The organism is Embleya sp. NBC_00896, assembly GCF_045207785.1.
Classification (GTDB): domain Bacteria; phylum Actinomycetota; class Actinomycetes; order Streptomycetales; family Streptomycetaceae; genus Embleya.
Genome location: NZ_CP108776.1, coordinates 3,792,235 through 3,807,904, shown reverse-complemented (window position 1 = coordinate 3,807,904; position 15,670 = coordinate 3,792,235). Strand labels below are relative to the sequence as shown.

Genomic DNA, 15,670 nt, shown 5'->3' with positions numbered 1-15,670 from the left:
CAGCAGAAAGGCCCCAGGTCGATGACCTGGGGCCTTTGCTCGGTGCGCGAGGGGGGAGTTGAACCCCCACGCCCTTTCGGGCACTGGAACCTGAATCCAGCGCGTCTGCCTATTCCGCCACCCGCGCGAGCAATCAAAGATTAGCACGGGCCCAAGGCCCGATACGAATCCTTACCCGTGGGCCCCACCCCTCACACCATGAGCATCCGTATGGACACCCTGTGCAACCAACGGTTCATCTTTCCGGGCCGGCATCCCCACGACCCCCGCCTCTCCGGCATGCTTGCCCTGCACCGTACGGTGAACGGGCTTCGACACCATCCACGCACACGGTCGCGGCACAACTACTGCAAGCGAGCCACTGAGGGGGCAACAGGGTGTAGGAATCCCTGTGAAAGCCAACACTCCTTACAGTGGCCACGGTAGGGAACCGCGCCCGTTTCCCACGCGTGGATACGATCAGTGAGCAGACTGTAGGACCGGACCGGCCGATCGCGTACGGAAGGAGGTGCCCATGGGTCCCCTGAAAAAGTTCGAGCAGCGGCTCGAGGGCCTGGTCAACGGCGCCTTCGCCAAGGCGTTCAAGTCGGATGTCCAGCCCGTCGAGATCGCGAGCGCGCTCAAGCGCGAGTGCGACAACAACGCGACGATCTGGAACCGTGACCGAACGATGGTCCCGAACGACTTCGTCGTCGAGCTAGGTCAACACGACTACGAGCGCCTCAGTCCGTACGTACAACAACTCGGCGGCGAGCTGGCGACCGTGGTGCGGGACTACGCGCAACAACAGCGCTACTCCTTCATCGGACCGGTCGAGGTCCACTTCGAGCATGCCGACGATCTGGACACCGGTCTGTACCGTGTGCGCAGTCAGGCACTCGCGGGCAGTCAGTCGCACCATGAACAACCGCAGCCCCCGCAACCACCCTTCCCGGGTGGGGGGCCGCAACCGGCGCAGCCGGCACAGGGTTATGGATACGGTCCTCCCGGCGGGCAACCCCCGTCCGGGGTGCCCGGGCCACCACCCTTCGGCCCGCCGGGGACCCCGGGAATGCCGACGCCTCCCCGGCAGCAGCCGGGGGAGCAGCAGGCTCCCTACGGCCAGAATCCGCCGCCGGCACCACGGCTGCGTACCTGGCTGGAGGTCAACGGGGTGCGTCACGAGCTCACCGCCCCGGTCGTGAAGTTGGGCCGTAGCACCGATGTGGAAGTTCGCGTGGACGACCCGAGCGTCTCGCGGCACCACGCCGAGATCCGAATCGGCGCCCCGGCGTCGATCACGGACCTCGGTTCGACGAACGGAATCGTTGTCGACGGCCAGCATTGCCAGCGTGCCGGCCTGCGCGACGGATCGCGCATCGTGCTCGGCAGCACCACTGTCGTGTTCCGCCAAGCCGAGGGGTGACAACGGGCGCATGTCTGAGCTGACCCTCACCGTTATGCGGTTGGGTTTCCTCGCTGTGCTGTGGTTGTTCGTGATCGTCGCCGTACAGGTGATTCGTAGCGACCTCTTCGGTACTCGCGTGACCCAACGACCGGCGCGGCGCCGAACCGCCGCGCCCGCCGCCGCTGGAGGAGGTGCCGCTCCGCCGCAACAGGCGCAGTCGGCCCCGCCTCCGCAGCGGCAACAGGCGCGGCCCCGCCGCGGCCAGCGCAACAATCCGAGCAAGCTCTTCATCACCGAGGGCTCGCTGACCGGCACGACGATAAATCTGACGGATCAGCAGATCACCATCGGTCGTGCGCACGACTCCACCATCGTGCTCGACGACGACTACGCGTCGAGTCGGCATGCCCGCATCTACCCTGCGCCCGACGGCAGCTGGGTGGTCGAAGACCTCGGGTCGACGAACGGTACCTATTTGGACCGTACGCGCCTGACCGGTCCGACCCCCGTGCCGCTCGGTGCGCCGATCCGCATCGGCAAGACCGTTATCGAGCTGCGCAGGTAGCCTGAATGAGCCTCTCTCTCCGCTTCGCCGCCGGATCCCACAAGGGCATGATCCGAGAGGGCAACGAGGATTCCGGCTATGCCGGACCTCGCCTGCTCGCGGTCGCCGACGGCATGGGCGGGCAGGCAGCGGGCGAAGTCGCCAGCTCCGAAGTCCTGTCCACCATCGTCGAACTCGACGAGGACGTGCCCGGAGCCGACCTGCTGGACGCCCTGCGTTCGGCGGTCGATCGCGCCAACGACCGACTGCGTGTGATGGTCGACGACGATCCCCAGCTCGAGGGCATGGGGACCACGTTGACGGCGCTGTTGTGGACGGGGAGCCGACTCGGCCTCGCCCACATCGGCGACTCCCGTGCCTATCTCCTGCGTGACGGATCCCTGGAACAGATCACCCAGGACCACACGTGGGTGCAGCGCCTCGTCGACGAGGGCCGCATCACCGAGGAGGAAGCCGACCACCATCCGCAGCGCTCGCTGCTGATGCGTGCCCTGGACGGACGCGGTCACGTCGAACCGGATCTCTCGGTCCGCGAGGCCCGCCCCGGGGACCGCTATCTGATCTGTAGCGACGGCCTGTCGGGGGTGGTCAGCCGGGAGACGATGGAGGGCACCCTCCTCACCTACGGCAACCCCGGCGACGCCGTCCAGGAGCTGATCCAGCTCGCGCTGCGCGGCGGTGGCCCGGACAACATCACGTGCATCGTCGCCGATGTCGTGGACCCGGGCGAACAGCCGTCCGACAGCCCGATCGTGGTCGGCGCGGTCGCCACCGTCGTCGACGACACGACGACGCTGCCCACCACACCTGCGTCGCGGGCCCGTGAGCTCACGGCCGGCGAGTACGAGACCGAGGCCCTGGTCTCCGAGCCCGGCAGCCGGCGCAAGCCCAAGCCGAAGTCCACGCTGCGCAAGACGCTGCCGATCTGGGGCGGCGTGGCGGTGCTCATGGCCGGCCTGGGCGGCGCGTACTACTGGACGCAGACCCAGTACTTCGTGGCCGACAAGGGCGACCACGTGGCGATCTACCGGGGCATCGACTCGAAGATCCTGGGCCTGAACCTGGCGAGCACCTACCAGAGCTTCGACAACGTGAAGCTCACCATGATCGGCGAGACCAACAGCGACGCGGTCAAGAGCACGATCGACACCGCGAACCTCGACGAGGCGCGACACACGATCGACCGGCTCAAGCACCAGTCCGACGTGTGCGCCACGGCGTACGCGGCCGAGGACGCCAAGAAGGCGACGGGCACCCCCGCCGGGCAACCCGCAGGCAGCGTGGACACCATCCCGCAGCAGAACCAGGGGCCCTCCGCGTCGCAGACCAGCGCCCCGACCGGCAAGCGCCAGCCCACCGCCGCGTCCCGCAGCGGGCGCTCGAGCGCACCGCCCACCGAACCGGGCGGAAAGGGTCGCGGCATTTCGACGGCGGGCCCGAGCACGCCCGCGAGCTCGGCGCCACCGAGTTCGCCGCCACCGGTCACCCAGGAGACCCCGGCGGCGCCGGCGCTGTCCGCCGACGATGCCGAGCTCGCCAAGCAGTGTTATCCGCGACCGGCCGGAACCACCGGAACGAACTGAGGGGAGCGCCGTGAGCAACACGACGATCACCCCCCAAGCCGCCCCGAACCGCCGCAACACCGAGCTGATGATGCTCGGCTTCGCGGTCCTGGTTCCGGTGCTGGCTTATGCCAACGTGGGACTGGCGGGGGACGGCGAACTGCCGCTGGGCAACATCGTCAAGTACGGCCTCGGGCTCGGTGTCTTCGCGGGCATCGCGCACCTGCTGGTGCGCAAGTTCGCGCCGTACGCCGACCCGTTGCTGCTGCCGTTGGCGACGTTCCTCAACGGCATGGGCCTGATGCTGATCAATCGGCTCGACATCGACCTGATCAAGGGGATCGGGTTGCCGAACAACATCAAGGGCTCGGCCGCCGCGCCGTCGCAGCTGATGTATTCGGCGATCGGCGTCGGACTGTTCGGCCTCGTCGTGGTCGTGCTCAAGGACCACCGCCTCCTGCAGCGCTACACGTACTCCTTCATGGCGTTGGCGCTCGTCCTGCTGGTCTCGCCGATCCCGTTCCCCGGCGACACGTACGGCGCGAAGATCTGGATCCGGCTCGGCCCGTTCTCGATCCAGCCCGGCGAGTTCACCAAGATCGTGCTCACGATCTTCTTCGCGGGCTACCTGATGGCCAAGCGCGACGCGCTCGCGCTGGCGAGCCGCAAGGTGATGGGGATCTACCTGCCCCGCGGTCGGGACATGGGTCCGATCATCGTGGTGTGGGCGCTCAGCATCATGATCCTGGTGGTCGAGCGCGACCTCGGTACCTCGCTGCTGTTCTTCGGCGTCTTCGTCGTGATGCTCTACGTCGCCACCGAACGCACCAGCTGGCTGCTGTTCGGCGTGATCATGGCCGTCGGCGGGGCGGCCGTCGTGGGCACCTTCGAGCCGCACGTGCACGACCGCGTGGCGGCCTGGCTGGATCCGCTGGCCGCCTACAACGGCACCGGCACGGTCCAGTCCGAGCAGCTGGCCCAGGCGCTGTTCGGCTACGGCACCGGCGGCCTGCTCGGGACCGGCCTCAACCAGGGCCACCCCACCGAGATCATGTTCGCCGCCCGAAGCGACTTCATCCTCACCACGGTCGGTGAGGAACTCGGCCTGGCCGGGATGATGGCGCTGTTCATGGTGTACGCGCTCCTGATCGAACGCGGCCTGCGCACCGCGCTGGCCGCCCGCGACCCGTTCGGCAAGCTGCTCGCGGCCGGCCTGTCCGTGGTCCTCGCGCTCCAGGTCTTCATCGTGGCCGGTGGTGTGACGGGTCTGATCCCGCTCACCGGCATGACGCTGCCGTTCCTGGCCCAGGGCGGGTCGTCCGTCATCACCAACTGGGCCCTGGTCGCGATCCTGATCAGGGTCAGCGACACCGCCCGCAGGCCCGCCCCGTCGACGGGCGCCTTCGACCCGAGCGAGGGCGTCGCGCCGCGGCGCGGCCCGCAGTCGGTCGCCCCGGATCGCACCCCGGCCGGCGGCTCGGATGCGCCGAACCCGGAGCGCGAGAGCGAGTCCGCCTCGCCCGAGGCGCTGACCGTGGCCGGCGGCGTACCGGGCGTACCCGGTCCACCCGGACCGGGCGGACCGCCCGCTTCCGGTGGGGCCGGCTTGCCACCCAGACCATTCGTACCCCCGCCGAATCCGGGCGGTGGCGCGCCGTACGGCCCGCCGGGCCAAGGCTCGGGCGGACACTCGTGACGGCGCCGACGCTCGTACAGGGGAGGGACATACCGTGAACAAGCCTTTGAGGCGGGTCTCCGTCTTCTGTCTGATCCTGATCGCGGCACTGATGCTGCGCTCCAACTGGGTCCAGGTCGTCAAGGCGGACGACTACGCGAACAACTCGCACAACAGGCGGGCGCAGTACGAGAAGTACTCGCACCCGCGCGGCGACTTCCTGGTCGAGGGGAAGCCGATCACCGGCTCCGAGAAGACCGACGACAAGCAGTACGAGTACCTGCGCACGTACCTTGCCGGAGAGATGTACGCCCCGGTCACCGGTTATCTGTCGCCGTTCTTCGGGAGCAGCCTCCTGGAGAACCTCAACGACGACATCCTCAGCGGCAAGGACAACCGGCTGTTCGTCCGCAAGGTCCTCGACACCGTGACCAACAAGGGCAGCCGCGGCGGCAACGTCGCACTGACGATCAACGCGAAGGCCCAGGAAGCCGCGTACAACGCGCTCAAGGACAAGACCGGCGCCGCCGTCGCGCTCGACCCCGACACGGGCAAGGTGCTGGCGATGGTCAGCACGCCGTCCTACGACCCGAACGTCCTGGCGCAGAACGACAACAAGAAGGTTTCGGACGCCTGGGACGCCCTGACCTTCAACAAGGACGAGAAGGACGACGTCTTCGACCCGAGGAAGCCGATGGACAACCGGGCGATCCGGTCCACCTATCCGCCCGGGTCGACCTTCAAGCTCATCACGGCGGCGGCCGCGCTGTCCGAGGGCAAGGCCAAGCCGAACGAGGCGCCCAAGGTCCCGCTCAACGGCGACACCCTGTTCTACCCCTCGTCCAACCTCGGCCTGAGCGAGAAGAACCACCCGGACTGCATCGGCGCGACCACGAAGAAGGCGCTCGAGCTGTCCTGCAACACGGTCTTCGCCCAGCTCGGCGTCGACGTCGGCGCGGACAAGCTGAAGGAGCAGGCCGAGAAGTTCGGCTTCAACAACTTCGGCAAGGGCACCGGCGCGGACACCGCGCTCAACATCCCGAGCCGCGTCGAGGCCAGCCTGTTCCCCGGGACGAAGGACGGCGGGCAGCTGATGCGCTCCTCGATCGGCCAGGAGAGCGTGGCGGCGACGCCGATGGAGATGGCCATGGTCGCCGCCGCGATCGCCAACAACGGCAAGGTCATGAAGCCCTACCTCGTGGACGAGCTGAAGGCCCAGAACCTCTCGGTGATCGAGAAGACCCAGCCGGCCCTGGCCAGCCAGGCCATCTCGTCCGAGGTCGCGGCGCAGATGAAGGAGATGATGCAGGGCGTCGTCGACGACGGCACCGGCAAGCCGGCGGCGATTCAGGGCGTCCAGGTCGGCGGCAAGACCGGGACCGCGCAGCAGGGCTTCAACAACGGCAAGAAGCCGTACGCGTGGTTCGTCTCGTACGCGGAACTCGACGGCAAGAAGGTCGCCGTCGCCGTCGTGGTCGAGCCGGACACCGAGATCGACCGCAGCGACATCGCCGGTGGCAGGATTGCCGGTCCCATCGCCAAAGCCATCATGGAAGCCGTGGTCAAGAAGTGAGCCATGGCCCACGATCACACCAATAGTCAGCGCGATCACTACTGCAATCAGATATCGACGTGCCCTCGGGAACGGGGTGTGACGGCCCCTCGGGCCATCACCCCGGTACCGTGTCGGAGAACGCGCCGGACCGGTCGGGCAACCGCCTCGGTCCCGGCCGGCCGAAGACCGAAGGCCGTGGACCGGTAAGGGAAGGGCTGGAAGTTATGGAAGAGCCGCGTCGCCTCGGCGACCGGTACGAGATCGGCGCGGTCCTCGGCCGTGGTGGCATGGCCGAGGTGTACATGGGCCGTGACATACGCCTGGGACGCAGTGTCGCGGTCAAGACACTGCGCGCCGATCTCGCCCGTGACCCTACGTTCCAAGCCCGGTTCCGACGCGAGGCGCAGTCCGCTGCCTCGCTGAACCACCCGGCGATCGTCGCGGTCTACGACACCGGTGAGGACTACATCGACGGGATCTCGATCCCGTACATCGTCATGGAGTACGTCGACGGCTCGACGCTGCGCGAACTGCTGCACTCCGGCCGCCGGCTGCTGCCGGAGCGTGCGCTGGAGATGACGGCCGGCGTGCTCCAGGCGCTGGAGTACAGCCACCGCAACGGCATCATCCACCGCGACATCAAGCCCGCCAACGTCATGCTGACGCGGCAGGGCACGGTCAAGGTGATGGACTTCGGCATCGCGCGCGCCATGGCCGACAACGGCATGACGATGACGCAGACCGCGGCCGTGATCGGCACCGCGCAATACCTCTCGCCCGAGCAGGCCCGGGGCGAGACCGTGGACGCCCGGACCGACCTTTACTCGGCCGGCTGCCTGATGTACGAGCTGCTCACCGAGCGGCCGCCGTTCGTCGGCGACTCGCCGGTCGCGGTGGCCTACCAGCACGTCCGCGAGGACCCGCTGCCGCCGAGCACGTTCGACCCCGAGGTCTCGCCGACCATCGACGCGATCGCGCTCAAGTCGCTCGCGAAGAACCCGGACAACCGGTACCAGAGCGCCGACGAGATGCGCGCCGACATCGAGCGGGCCCTGCACGGGCTCCCGGTGGGCGCGCCGAGCGTGATGGCCGCCCCGATGGGCGCCGACCCTGCGACGCAGTACCTGCCGCCGACCGCGGCGGGCGGGGCCACCCAGGTCATCCCGGCGCACGGCCGCGCGCCCGGGACGGGCCAGTACGAGCTGGACGACAACGATCGCTACCCCGACGAGCCGCGCCGCTCGCGGGGCGGCGCGTGGGCGCTGCTGGCGCTCGCGTGCATCGCGGTCCTGGTCGCGGCGTTCTTCGTCGGCAAGGCGTTGATGGGCGGCGACGAGGACAAGTCGGCGCAGGCTCCGTCGTTGATCGGCAAGACGATGACCGAGGCCAACGTCGCCGTGTCGAACGCGGGCTTCAAGATCCACCAGAACGACGACCCGACGCAGTGTCCGGAGAGTCAGACCCGGGTCGAGGGGACCATCTGCAAGCAGACCCCCGGCCCCAAGGCGGACTCGGAGAAGGGCGTCACGATCGAGGTCTGGTTGTTCGGCGGTCCGAAGAAGACCACCGTCCCCACCGGCCTCAAGGGTCTGACCGAGGAGGCCGCCACCGCCAAGCTCAAGGACGCGGGCCTGGGCGTCGAGGTGAACCGCAGCCAGACGCTGACGTGTGCGCGCGACACCGTGTGCTCGACGAACCCGGAGTCCGGCACCGCGGCGAAGGAGGGTGACAAGGTCACCCTCAACATCGCGAGCGGCAAGCCGCAGCACGAGATGCCGAACGTCGTCGGCAAGTCGTACGCGGACGCGCAGGCCATCCTGATGAACCTCGAACTCAAGGTCAGCAAGGTCGACGCCTTCAGCGCCGACAAGCCGGCCGGCGAGGTGATCAAGCAGAGCACCGACCCGGGCAAGACGGTCACCGAGGGCAACACCATCAACCTGACGGTGTCCAAGGGCCCACAGCCGGTCACGACGACACCCCCGCCGAGCAACGGCACCCCCGGCGGCAACACCGGCTCGCCGAGCGGGACCCCGCCCGCCAGCGGCGGCCCCCGGGGCGGCGGCACCATCGTGGGCGGCGACCTCCGCGGCGGCCGCGGCGACCTGGACAACTGACCGCGCCGAAACACACGAAGGGCCGAGGCCCCGGGATCACACGCTCCCGGGGCCTCGGCCCTTTTCGGTCCGACGAATCTTCGATCGCCTCGATCGCGGCTGCCCGAGCCGGTCTCCCGCGTCGACCGCGCGACCGCGCGACCACGTCGCGTCGACCGCGCCGCGTGCAGTCGCGAGCCCAGGTCAGCCGGATGTGGGTCCGGCCGCGTTGATGACGGCGAACGTGCCGCCCTGCGGGTCCTGCACGACGGCCATCCGGCCGGCCATCATGTCGAACGGCGGCTTGAGGACATTGCCTCCGGCCCGGATCAGCGCGTCGACCGTGCTGTCGGTGTCGTCGACCGCGAAGTACGTAGTCCAGTGCGAGGGCGTGCCCGTGGGGAGCGGGTCGAGCCCCTGCATCCCGCCGACGGCCCGCCCGTCGACGTTGAGCGCGTAGTAGCCGTCCGCGCCCTCCATGGGTTCCGCCCGGATGCCCAGGGCGGCGGAGAGGAAGGTGGAGGCGGCGTCGGCGTCGCTGGTGCCGAGCTCGTTCCAGATGACCGCGCCGGGCTCGTTGACGACGCCCGCGCCGGGGAAGTCCCTGGCCTGCCACAGCCCGACCACCGCGCCGGTGGGGTCGGAGACGACGGACATCCGGCCGAGCGTGAGCACGTCCATCCCCGGCATGTGCACCGAGCCGCCCGCACCCACGACCTTCTTCTCGGTGGCGTCCACGTCGGCGGTCGCCAGATAGGTGGTCCATGCCGGCGGTGGCGTCGGCCCGCCATCCGGTGTCATCGCGGACATGATGCCCGCCACCGGCTTCCCGTTCAGCGAGCAGACCGCGTACCCGCCGGTCTCGGGCGCCCCGACCTCGCCCTGCCAACCGAAGAGGTCACGGTAGAAGTCGAGGGCCGCCTGCTGATCGGGCACCATGAGGTCCGTCCAGCAGGGAGTGCCGGGTGCGTACGGACCCGTGACATCGGGCATGAACAGCCTCCATGGACCAGGGAAGCGGACCGCGAGGCGGCGTCCGCAGTGGTGAGCATCCGGTGATATCTCCACGGCCACGACACACAAACCAGTCGTCCACCGGTTCAAGCCAAGTCCACCCTTACGGGCGATGTCGAAGCGCCCACCCCCGGAACGGCCCCCCACGTGACACCGCTTCCACCTCACCGCGTCCGGCACCCAAGCCTCACGGGCGAGCCGAAGAGCTTCGCGACCGTAGGCCACGACCTGGTCCGGATCCCTGCGCTTCGCACCAATGGCCGCGCGACCCCGGTCGCACCGGTCGGGCTTCCGGGGTCGCTGCGTCGGGCTCCCTCTGAGTGACGGTGGAGCCGACACCGATCATCCACAGGGTAGGAATTCGACGGGAGCGTCTGGAACGGGGCGCGGGTGCTTCACCCGATCAGTCGGTCCACGTCTTCTTCCTACCGCGTGCCTGTCTCCTCGACTTGGTACAGCTCGGGCACGGAGACCTTGATCGGCTCTTGCGTGGTCCGTGCGATCACGACGACCACGGGCTCGTTCGGGTCGGGATTCTCCTCGCGATGCGGGACGAACGGGGGGACAAGCAGGAAGTCGCCAGGATCGGCGGAGATCCGTACCTCCTGTATGCCATCGTGGAAAACGAACACGGGGTGGCCGCTGACCACGTAGATCCCCGCCTCCGACTCGCCGTGATGGTGGTTGTCCGTTGCGCTCAACGGCGCGTTCTCCACCAGGCCCATCCAGAGCTTCTTCGAGCCGACCGTGCCGCCACTGATGGCGGCATGGCCATCCAACTCGCCGGCTCGAACGTGGTGGACGCGGCTGCCCAGCGACCCGTTGCCGTCCGCGCTCAGTGCGGATCCGACGCCTTCGTGGGTGGTCATCGTGTGGCCTCCTGATTGTTGTCGACGGCCTTTGGCCGAGCATCAGGCTGCGACCACCGCGCCCGGGACCGCAACTATTGTTGCTGCAATGGCAAAGCGCGACTCTGGGACGAAGGTGTCCCGCCCGGGCAATCGCCGGCTGTACACCGGGCGGCCAACGGCAGGTCGGACACCGTGAGTACGTCACTGGCATCCGGCCCGCTCAGCGCCCGCTGCGGCTGGAGGCGGGCGTCGGCGTCACCGCTCGGGCGGCCAGGGGTTGCTCGGTCCAGATGGTTTTCCCGGACAGGCCGTAGCGGCTGCCCCAGCGGGCGGTGAGCTGGGCCACCAGGAACAGGCCTCGGCCGCCCTCGTCCGTGGTCCGGGCGCGGCGCATCCGCGGCTGCGTGTTGCTGGGATCCGAGACCTCGCACACGAGCACGCGGTCACGGATCAGCCGCAGGCGCACCGGGCCGTGCGGGTGGCGTCCAGCGAGGCGCCGATGCACGAGGCGGCCTCGTATCGCAGTTCCAGGCGCCGTATCGCACGTGCGAGGGCGTCCGGCGGCTGCTGCGCGACCGTCCGGCAGACGCTGTCCACCTCGCCGGCGCCGCGGGTGACCCGCGGCGGCGATGACGTGTCGTCAGCAGACCTTGCCCGGGCGGGCCGCGGTGGCCTTGAGCAGATCTCGCAGGAGGTCGAAGTCGATGCTCTCCGGCCTGCGGAATCGCAGGCAGCCCTTGCCCATGTCCTGGCCTGCCAGCCGTTCCTCGAAGGCCTCGCGGACGTCGCTGCGCATGAGGTAGAAGGAGATGTAGTGCTTCTGGCCGGCGAACGCGATCTCGGCGGTGCCGTCCCGCTCATACACCGGCATCCCGTACGCCATGACCTCGTCGAAGCCCGTCAGCTCCGCTCGGCACAGCTGCCGCAGCCTGGTCAGGGCTTCCCTGCGTCCCTCGGGCATCCCGGCCAGATAGCCGACTACGTCATTCTCCTCACTTCGCACCATTTCATGAGGCTATGCCGGGTGCGAAGCCTTGATCAACATTTCGAAGATGGTTGGGCGGCCGCGCGTGTTCCCGGCTAGCGACGCAGGGCGGCCGGCTTGGTGTCGCCCTGCTTGGGGTCGGTGGTGGTGAGGGTGCCCCAATAGATCATCCGGTTCTTCGACGTGAACTCCGGATCGCACGTCGTCAGGGTGATCAGGCTCTTCCCGGCGGGCACGTCCAGGCCGGGCGGCCGGGCGGTGAGCACCGAGCCGTTGGACGGCTTGGTGATGTACGGGCCCTTGACGATCGTGTAGGTGAGCCACTGGGTCTTGGTCTCCACGACCACCTTGTCGCCCGGGTGCAGCTTGTTGAGGTACCGGAACGGCTCGCCGTGCCCGTTGCGGTGCCCTGCGAGCGCGAAGTTGCCCTGTTGGCCGGGCCCGACGTACGGCGGGTACGTGTAGTGGCCGACGCCCTTCGACAGCGACTCCAGGCTCGATCCCTCGATGATCGGCTGGTACCAGTTCGCGCCGAGCCGGGGGATCCACAGGATCGCGATCGTCCGGCCGCGGATGCTGCCGCGCGAGCCGGGGACCGCCTGGCCGTCCTTCCCGCCGTCGAGGCTCACATCGGTGGCGCCCTGCTGCACATCGCTCGGCGGGAGCGCCGCGGGCGGCTCGGGTTCCGGCGTTTGGGGCTCCGACGCCTTGGTCCAGTCCTTGCGCAGCTGCGCCACTTCGCTCTTGGCCTCGGCCCTGGCCTCGAAGTTGGTCCAGTAAAGCTGGTGTACACACAGCAGCAGGCCGACCAGACCGAGGGTCAGGAGCAGCTCCGCCCCGACTCGAATCGTCTTGCGCACAACGCCCATGAGCCGACAGCTTGGCACAGCCAAGAAGTTCGGTCAGCCCTCGGAGACTGGAATGTGATGCGTCGTCACTTGCCGCCGAGCAGCGCGTCCGGTTTGCCCTGGCTCCGCGGCCGCTCCTCCTCCAGGTGCCCCCAGACGATGAGCCGGTACGTGGACGCGCCGTCCGGCGTGCACGTGGTCAGCGTGATGTAGCGGCCGGGCTTCTTGTACGGGCCCTTGTCGGGGATCGGATCGATCACCTCGATGTGCTGCGGCGAGGTCTGCGGCAGGTCCGCGTCGACGGTGTACGTGAAGTACGTCGTGGCCGTCTCCACGACGATCTTGTCGCCGGGCTTGAGCTTGTTGACGAACCGGAACGGCTCACCGTGTCCGTTGCGGTGCGCCGCGAGCGCGAAGTTGCCCTGGGCGTCCCACGGCATTGCCGTCGCAGGGTCCGTGTAGTGGCCCACAAGGCCGTTGTTGAGCACCTTGGCCCGATCGGTACCCTCGGCCACCGCCTGCCGCTCCATGCCGATCCTGGGGATGTACAGGAGCGCGAAGCCCCTGTTCGGGAGGACGAACTGTCCGGGGTTGCGCGGATCGACGACCTGCCCCGGGGCCTCCCAGCTGTGCTGTATGTCCTTCGCCTCGTCGCGGGCCTTCTCCGCCGCCACGATGTTGGTCCACCAGGTCAGGTAGATGACGTACAGGACGAGCAATACGCCCACCGTCATCGCGAGTTCGCCCACGAGCCGGGCACTGGCCGTGAGCACGCGCGAACCGAGCGACGGCTTGGCCGCCCGTCGACGCGCGGCCCGACCCGCGTTCTCGGGCAGTTCGGGGCCCGCGGCGGCCCGCGTCGGGGGCCGGCCGCCCTTCTTCTGCTGCGCCTTGCGGCGCGCCGCGCGACCGCCCGGCACGACCGCGATCTCGGCCGTACCGCTCGCGCCCACACCACTCGCGCCCACACCGCTCGCGCCCGCGCCACTGGCGCCCGCACCGCTCCCCCGGCCTCGATCGCCCGCCGCCGGCCGGTCGGTGGCTCGATGGCTCGGGTCCGCACGGCCCCGGCCTCGACGGCCGGCGGCCCCTCGGGGCGAAACCACGCGTCCGGCGTGTCCCCCGACGCGGGGAGCACCTCGGCGGGCGTGCCCCGGAAGGGCTCGACGGCCGCCCCGGGCCCCGTCTCCCGGGTCCCGGCCTGGGCCGCCTGGGCCGCGCGCCGACGAGCCGCACGGCCGCCGGGCGCGGGAACGGGAGGGAGAGCGGGCGCGGGAGGGAGAGCGGGCGCGGGAAGGGGAGCGGGAGCGGAGTCCGGAACAGCCGGGAGCACCGCTGTGGGCGGCGCCGCGAATCCGGGCTCGACGAGGTCGGCCGCGTACTCTCCGGGCACGTACGGGGCGAGCTCGCCGGATCCGTACCCGCCGTCGGGTATCGAGCCGTCGGTCAGGCCGGGATCGGCGTGCGCCCCACGACCGGCGCCAGGCCCGTCGACCGCGCCGGGGCGTCCGTGTCGCCGCATGCCACCAGCCAGTTCGCCAGCATCCGGTGGCCGTACTCCGTCAGCACCGACTCCGGGTGGAACTGCACGCCTTCGACCGGTCGGTCGCGGTGCCGCAGGCCCATGATCACGCCGGTCTCGGTCCATGCGGTCACCTCCAGTTCGGCCGGAATCGTGTCCGGATCCACCGCGAGCGAGTGGTAGCGCGTCGCGGTGAAGGGCGACGGCAGGCCGGCGAAGACGCCCGCCCCCTCATGCACCACGGGACTGGTCTTGCCGTGCAGGAGCTCGGGCGCCCGGCCAACGGTAGCGCCGTGGGCCGCCGCGATGGACTGCATCCCCAAGCAGACCCCGAAGACCGGCACCCGCCCGCCCTCGCGCCGAACCATCTCCATGCAGATGCCGGCCGCCTCGGGCGTGCCCGGGCCGGGGGACAGCAACACGCCGTCGAACTCCTCGGCCTCCTCGACCGTCACGGCGTCGTTGCGCCGGACCTCGCAGGTCGCGCCCAGTTGGTACAGGTACTGGACGAGGTTGAAGACGAAGCTGTCGTAGTTGTCCACGACGAGAATGCGCGCGCTCATCCGGGCAGCCTTCCCGAGGGCAGGGCCGAGGGCGACGTGCCGCCGCCCGCACCCGCCGGCTGCGGCGCACCGCCCACACCGGGGTTCGGGTTCGTGACGTTCTCCTGATCAACCGTCACATCACTGAACGGCAGCAGGGGTTCCGCCCATGGGAAGACCCACGTGAACAACGCGTACACGATCGCCACCACCAGGAGCACGGAAAGCAACAGCTTCACCCACACGTTGCCCGGCAGCGTGCGCCAGATCCACCCGTACATCAGGCCCAAGCCCTCTCTCGCTCGCCGCCGGCGCGGCTCGACTCGCTCATCCCTGCAGCGCCGCGGGCTTGCCGGCCGCCAGCGGAGTACGCGACTCCAGGTGGCCCCACACGATCAGCCGGTGCGTGCTGCCGAACTCAGGTTCGCAGGTGGTCAGGGTGATGTACTTTCCCGGCGTTGTGTAGGCCTTCTCCGGAACCGGGTCCAGCACGTGCACATCCTCGGGGATGGTCTTCAGGACCGCCTTCTCCCCGGAGAGACTGACCGGCTTGTCGATCGAGTAGACGAACCACTCCGACACGCCCTCGATCACGACCTTGTCGCCGACCTGGAGCTTGGGCACGTTCAGGAAGGGGTCACCGTAGGTCTTGCGGTGTCCCGCGATCGCGAAGTTGCCGTCGTCTCCGGCCTGCGCGCTGCCCTTGTACCAGCCGAGACCCTTTTGGAGTTCCTTCGGCGTGGTGCCGGGGCGGATGGTCTTGTACCAACCACTGCCGAACCGCGGCACGTACATGGTGCCGAACGGCTCACCGTCCTCGTACGGCGGCTGCTTGGCCGGGTTCTGCGACACGGGCTGGTCCTTGGGCTGCGAGGCCACCAGTCGCTTGCGGGCCTCCTCGAGCTTGCGCATCTCGTCGGCACGCGCCTGGTCGGCAAGGATGCCCGTCCAGTAGAGCTGATATACGACGAACAGCAGAATGACGATGCCCAGCGTGATGAAGACCTCCCCGAGGCCCCGCATCGTGGTCCGCAACACAGTCGTCAGACTCCCCTCGGTTCACCGGTG

At 69.1% G+C, this 15,670-nt stretch carries 13 protein-coding genes, 1 tRNA gene and 2 pseudogenes; 6 read left to right on the top strand and 10 right to left on the bottom strand.

Translation table 11 applies throughout. The features are described from left to right. Positions 1-43: 43 nt before the first annotated feature. Positions 44-127, bottom strand: a tRNA-Leu gene (locus OG928_RS17265). A 387-nt stretch (positions 128-514) separates the two neighbouring features. Between OG928_RS17265 and OG928_RS17260 the strand changes: the two genes are divergently transcribed. The 6 genes and pseudogenes from OG928_RS17260 (at position 515) to pknB (ending at position 8,861) form a co-directional block, all read left to right on the top strand. Continuing rightward, positions 515-1,405 carry an FhaA domain-containing protein gene (locus OG928_RS17260; protein WP_406284593.1) on the top strand — a complete coding sequence of 297 codons (891 nt, stop codon included), beginning with the start codon at positions 515-517 and terminating at the stop codon, positions 1,403-1,405. A 10-nt stretch (positions 1,406-1,415) separates the two neighbouring features. Next, complete coding sequence (locus tag OG928_RS17255; RefSeq protein ID WP_406284590.1) at positions 1,416-1,952, top strand: FHA domain-containing protein; 537 nt, start codon at positions 1,416-1,418, stop codon at positions 1,950-1,952. Positions 1,953-1,957: 5 nt separating this feature from the next. Beyond that, on the top strand, positions 1,958-3,535 hold the full coding sequence (locus OG928_RS17250; RefSeq protein ID WP_406284588.1) for a PP2C family protein-serine/threonine phosphatase: 1,578 nt from the start codon (positions 1,958-1,960) through the stop codon (positions 3,533-3,535). Continuing rightward, positions 3,477-4,907 (top strand): annotated as a pseudogene (locus OG928_RS17245) (FtsW/RodA/SpoVE family cell cycle protein); the annotation flags it as partial. The gene OG928_RS17250 and the pseudogene OG928_RS17245, both read left to right, overlap by 59 nt. A gap of 337 nt (positions 4,908-5,244) precedes the next feature. After that, positions 5,245-6,762 (top strand): peptidoglycan D,D-transpeptidase FtsI family protein, encoded by a 1,518-nt coding sequence (locus OG928_RS17240; protein WP_406284586.1) that lies wholly within the window; start codon positions 5,245-5,247, stop codon positions 6,760-6,762. A gap of 206 nt (positions 6,763-6,968) precedes the next feature. Further along, positions 6,969-8,861 carry a Stk1 family PASTA domain-containing Ser/Thr kinase gene (pknB, locus tag OG928_RS17235; protein WP_406284583.1) on the top strand — a complete coding sequence of 631 codons (1,893 nt, stop codon included), beginning with the start codon at positions 6,969-6,971 and terminating at the stop codon, positions 8,859-8,861. Positions 8,862-9,044: 183 nt separating this feature from the next. Here pknB and OG928_RS17230 read toward each other — a convergent pair whose 3' ends face one another. From OG928_RS17230 to OG928_RS17190, 9 genes and pseudogenes are all read right to left on the bottom strand, one after another. Next, positions 9,045-9,833, bottom strand: coding sequence for a VOC family protein (locus OG928_RS17230; RefSeq protein WP_406284580.1), 789 nt, complete (start codon positions 9,831-9,833; stop codon positions 9,045-9,047). A 446-nt stretch (positions 9,834-10,279) separates the two neighbouring features. Beyond that, on the bottom strand, positions 10,280-10,723 hold the full coding sequence (locus OG928_RS17225; RefSeq protein WP_406284578.1) for a cupin domain-containing protein: 444 nt from the start codon (positions 10,721-10,723) through the stop codon (positions 10,280-10,282). A gap of 202 nt (positions 10,724-10,925) precedes the next feature. After that, positions 10,926-11,195: pseudogene (locus OG928_RS17220) on the bottom strand (ATP-binding protein); the annotation flags it as partial. 150 nt (positions 11,196-11,345) lie between these two features. Beyond that, the gene (locus OG928_RS17215; RefSeq protein ID WP_406284576.1) at positions 11,346-11,711 is read right to left on the bottom strand and encodes an iron chaperone; all 366 of its coding nucleotides are present in this window, start codon (positions 11,709-11,711) and stop codon (positions 11,346-11,348) included. 74 nt (positions 11,712-11,785) lie between these two features. Further along, positions 11,786-12,559, bottom strand: coding sequence for a class E sortase (locus OG928_RS17210; protein WP_406284574.1), 774 nt, complete (start codon positions 12,557-12,559; stop codon positions 11,786-11,788). Positions 12,560-12,624: 65 nt separating this feature from the next. Next, positions 12,625-13,506 carry a class E sortase gene (locus tag OG928_RS17205; RefSeq protein WP_406284571.1) on the bottom strand — a complete coding sequence of 294 codons (882 nt, stop codon included), beginning with the start codon at positions 13,504-13,506 and terminating at the stop codon, positions 12,625-12,627. 478 nt (positions 13,507-13,984) lie between these two features. Continuing rightward, the gene (locus tag OG928_RS17200; protein ID WP_406284570.1) at positions 13,985-14,623 is read right to left on the bottom strand and encodes an aminodeoxychorismate/anthranilate synthase component II; all 639 of its coding nucleotides are present in this window, start codon (positions 14,621-14,623) and stop codon (positions 13,985-13,987) included. Then, complete coding sequence (locus OG928_RS17195) at positions 14,620-14,892, bottom strand: hypothetical protein (RefSeq protein WP_406291336.1); 273 nt, start codon at positions 14,890-14,892, stop codon at positions 14,620-14,622. Before OG928_RS17195 ends, OG928_RS17200 begins: the two co-directional genes overlap by 4 nt. Before the next feature lie 37 nt (positions 14,893-14,929). After that, positions 14,930-15,640 carry a class E sortase gene (locus OG928_RS17190; RefSeq protein WP_406284568.1) on the bottom strand — a complete coding sequence of 237 codons (711 nt, stop codon included), beginning with the start codon at positions 15,638-15,640 and terminating at the stop codon, positions 14,930-14,932. Positions 15,641-15,670 lie beyond the last annotated feature (30 nt).

Excerpts from the sequence above, each read along its gene's own strand:
- OG928_RS17260 (WP_406284593.1), top strand. The coding sequence starts at position 515 with ATGGGTCCCCTGAAAAAGTTCGAGCAGCGGCTCGAGGGCCTGGTCAAC.
- OG928_RS17255 (WP_406284590.1), top strand. The coding sequence starts at position 1,416 with ATGTCTGAGCTGACCCTCACCGTTATGCGGTTGGGTTTCCTCGCTGTG.
- OG928_RS17250 (WP_406284588.1), top strand. The coding sequence starts at position 1,958 with ATGAGCCTCTCTCTCCGCTTCGCCGCCGGATCCCACAAGGGCATGATC.
- pknB (WP_406284583.1), top strand. The coding sequence starts at position 6,969 with ATGGAAGAGCCGCGTCGCCTCGGCGACCGGTACGAGATCGGCGCGGTC.
- OG928_RS17230 (WP_406284580.1), bottom strand. The coding sequence starts at position 9,833 with ATGCCCGATGTCACGGGTCCGTACGCACCCGGCACTCCCTGCTGGACG.
- OG928_RS17225 (WP_406284578.1), bottom strand. The coding sequence starts at position 10,723 with ATGACCACCCACGAAGGCGTCGGATCCGCACTGAGCGCGGACGGCAAC.
- OG928_RS17215 (WP_406284576.1), bottom strand. The coding sequence starts at position 11,711 with ATGGTGCGAAGTGAGGAGAATGACGTAGTCGGCTATCTGGCCGGGATG.
- OG928_RS17210 (WP_406284574.1), bottom strand. The coding sequence starts at position 12,559 with ATGGGCGTTGTGCGCAAGACGATTCGAGTCGGGGCGGAGCTGCTCCTG.
- OG928_RS17200 (WP_406284570.1), bottom strand. The coding sequence starts at position 14,623 with ATGAGCGCGCGCATTCTCGTCGTGGACAACTACGACAGCTTCGTCTTC.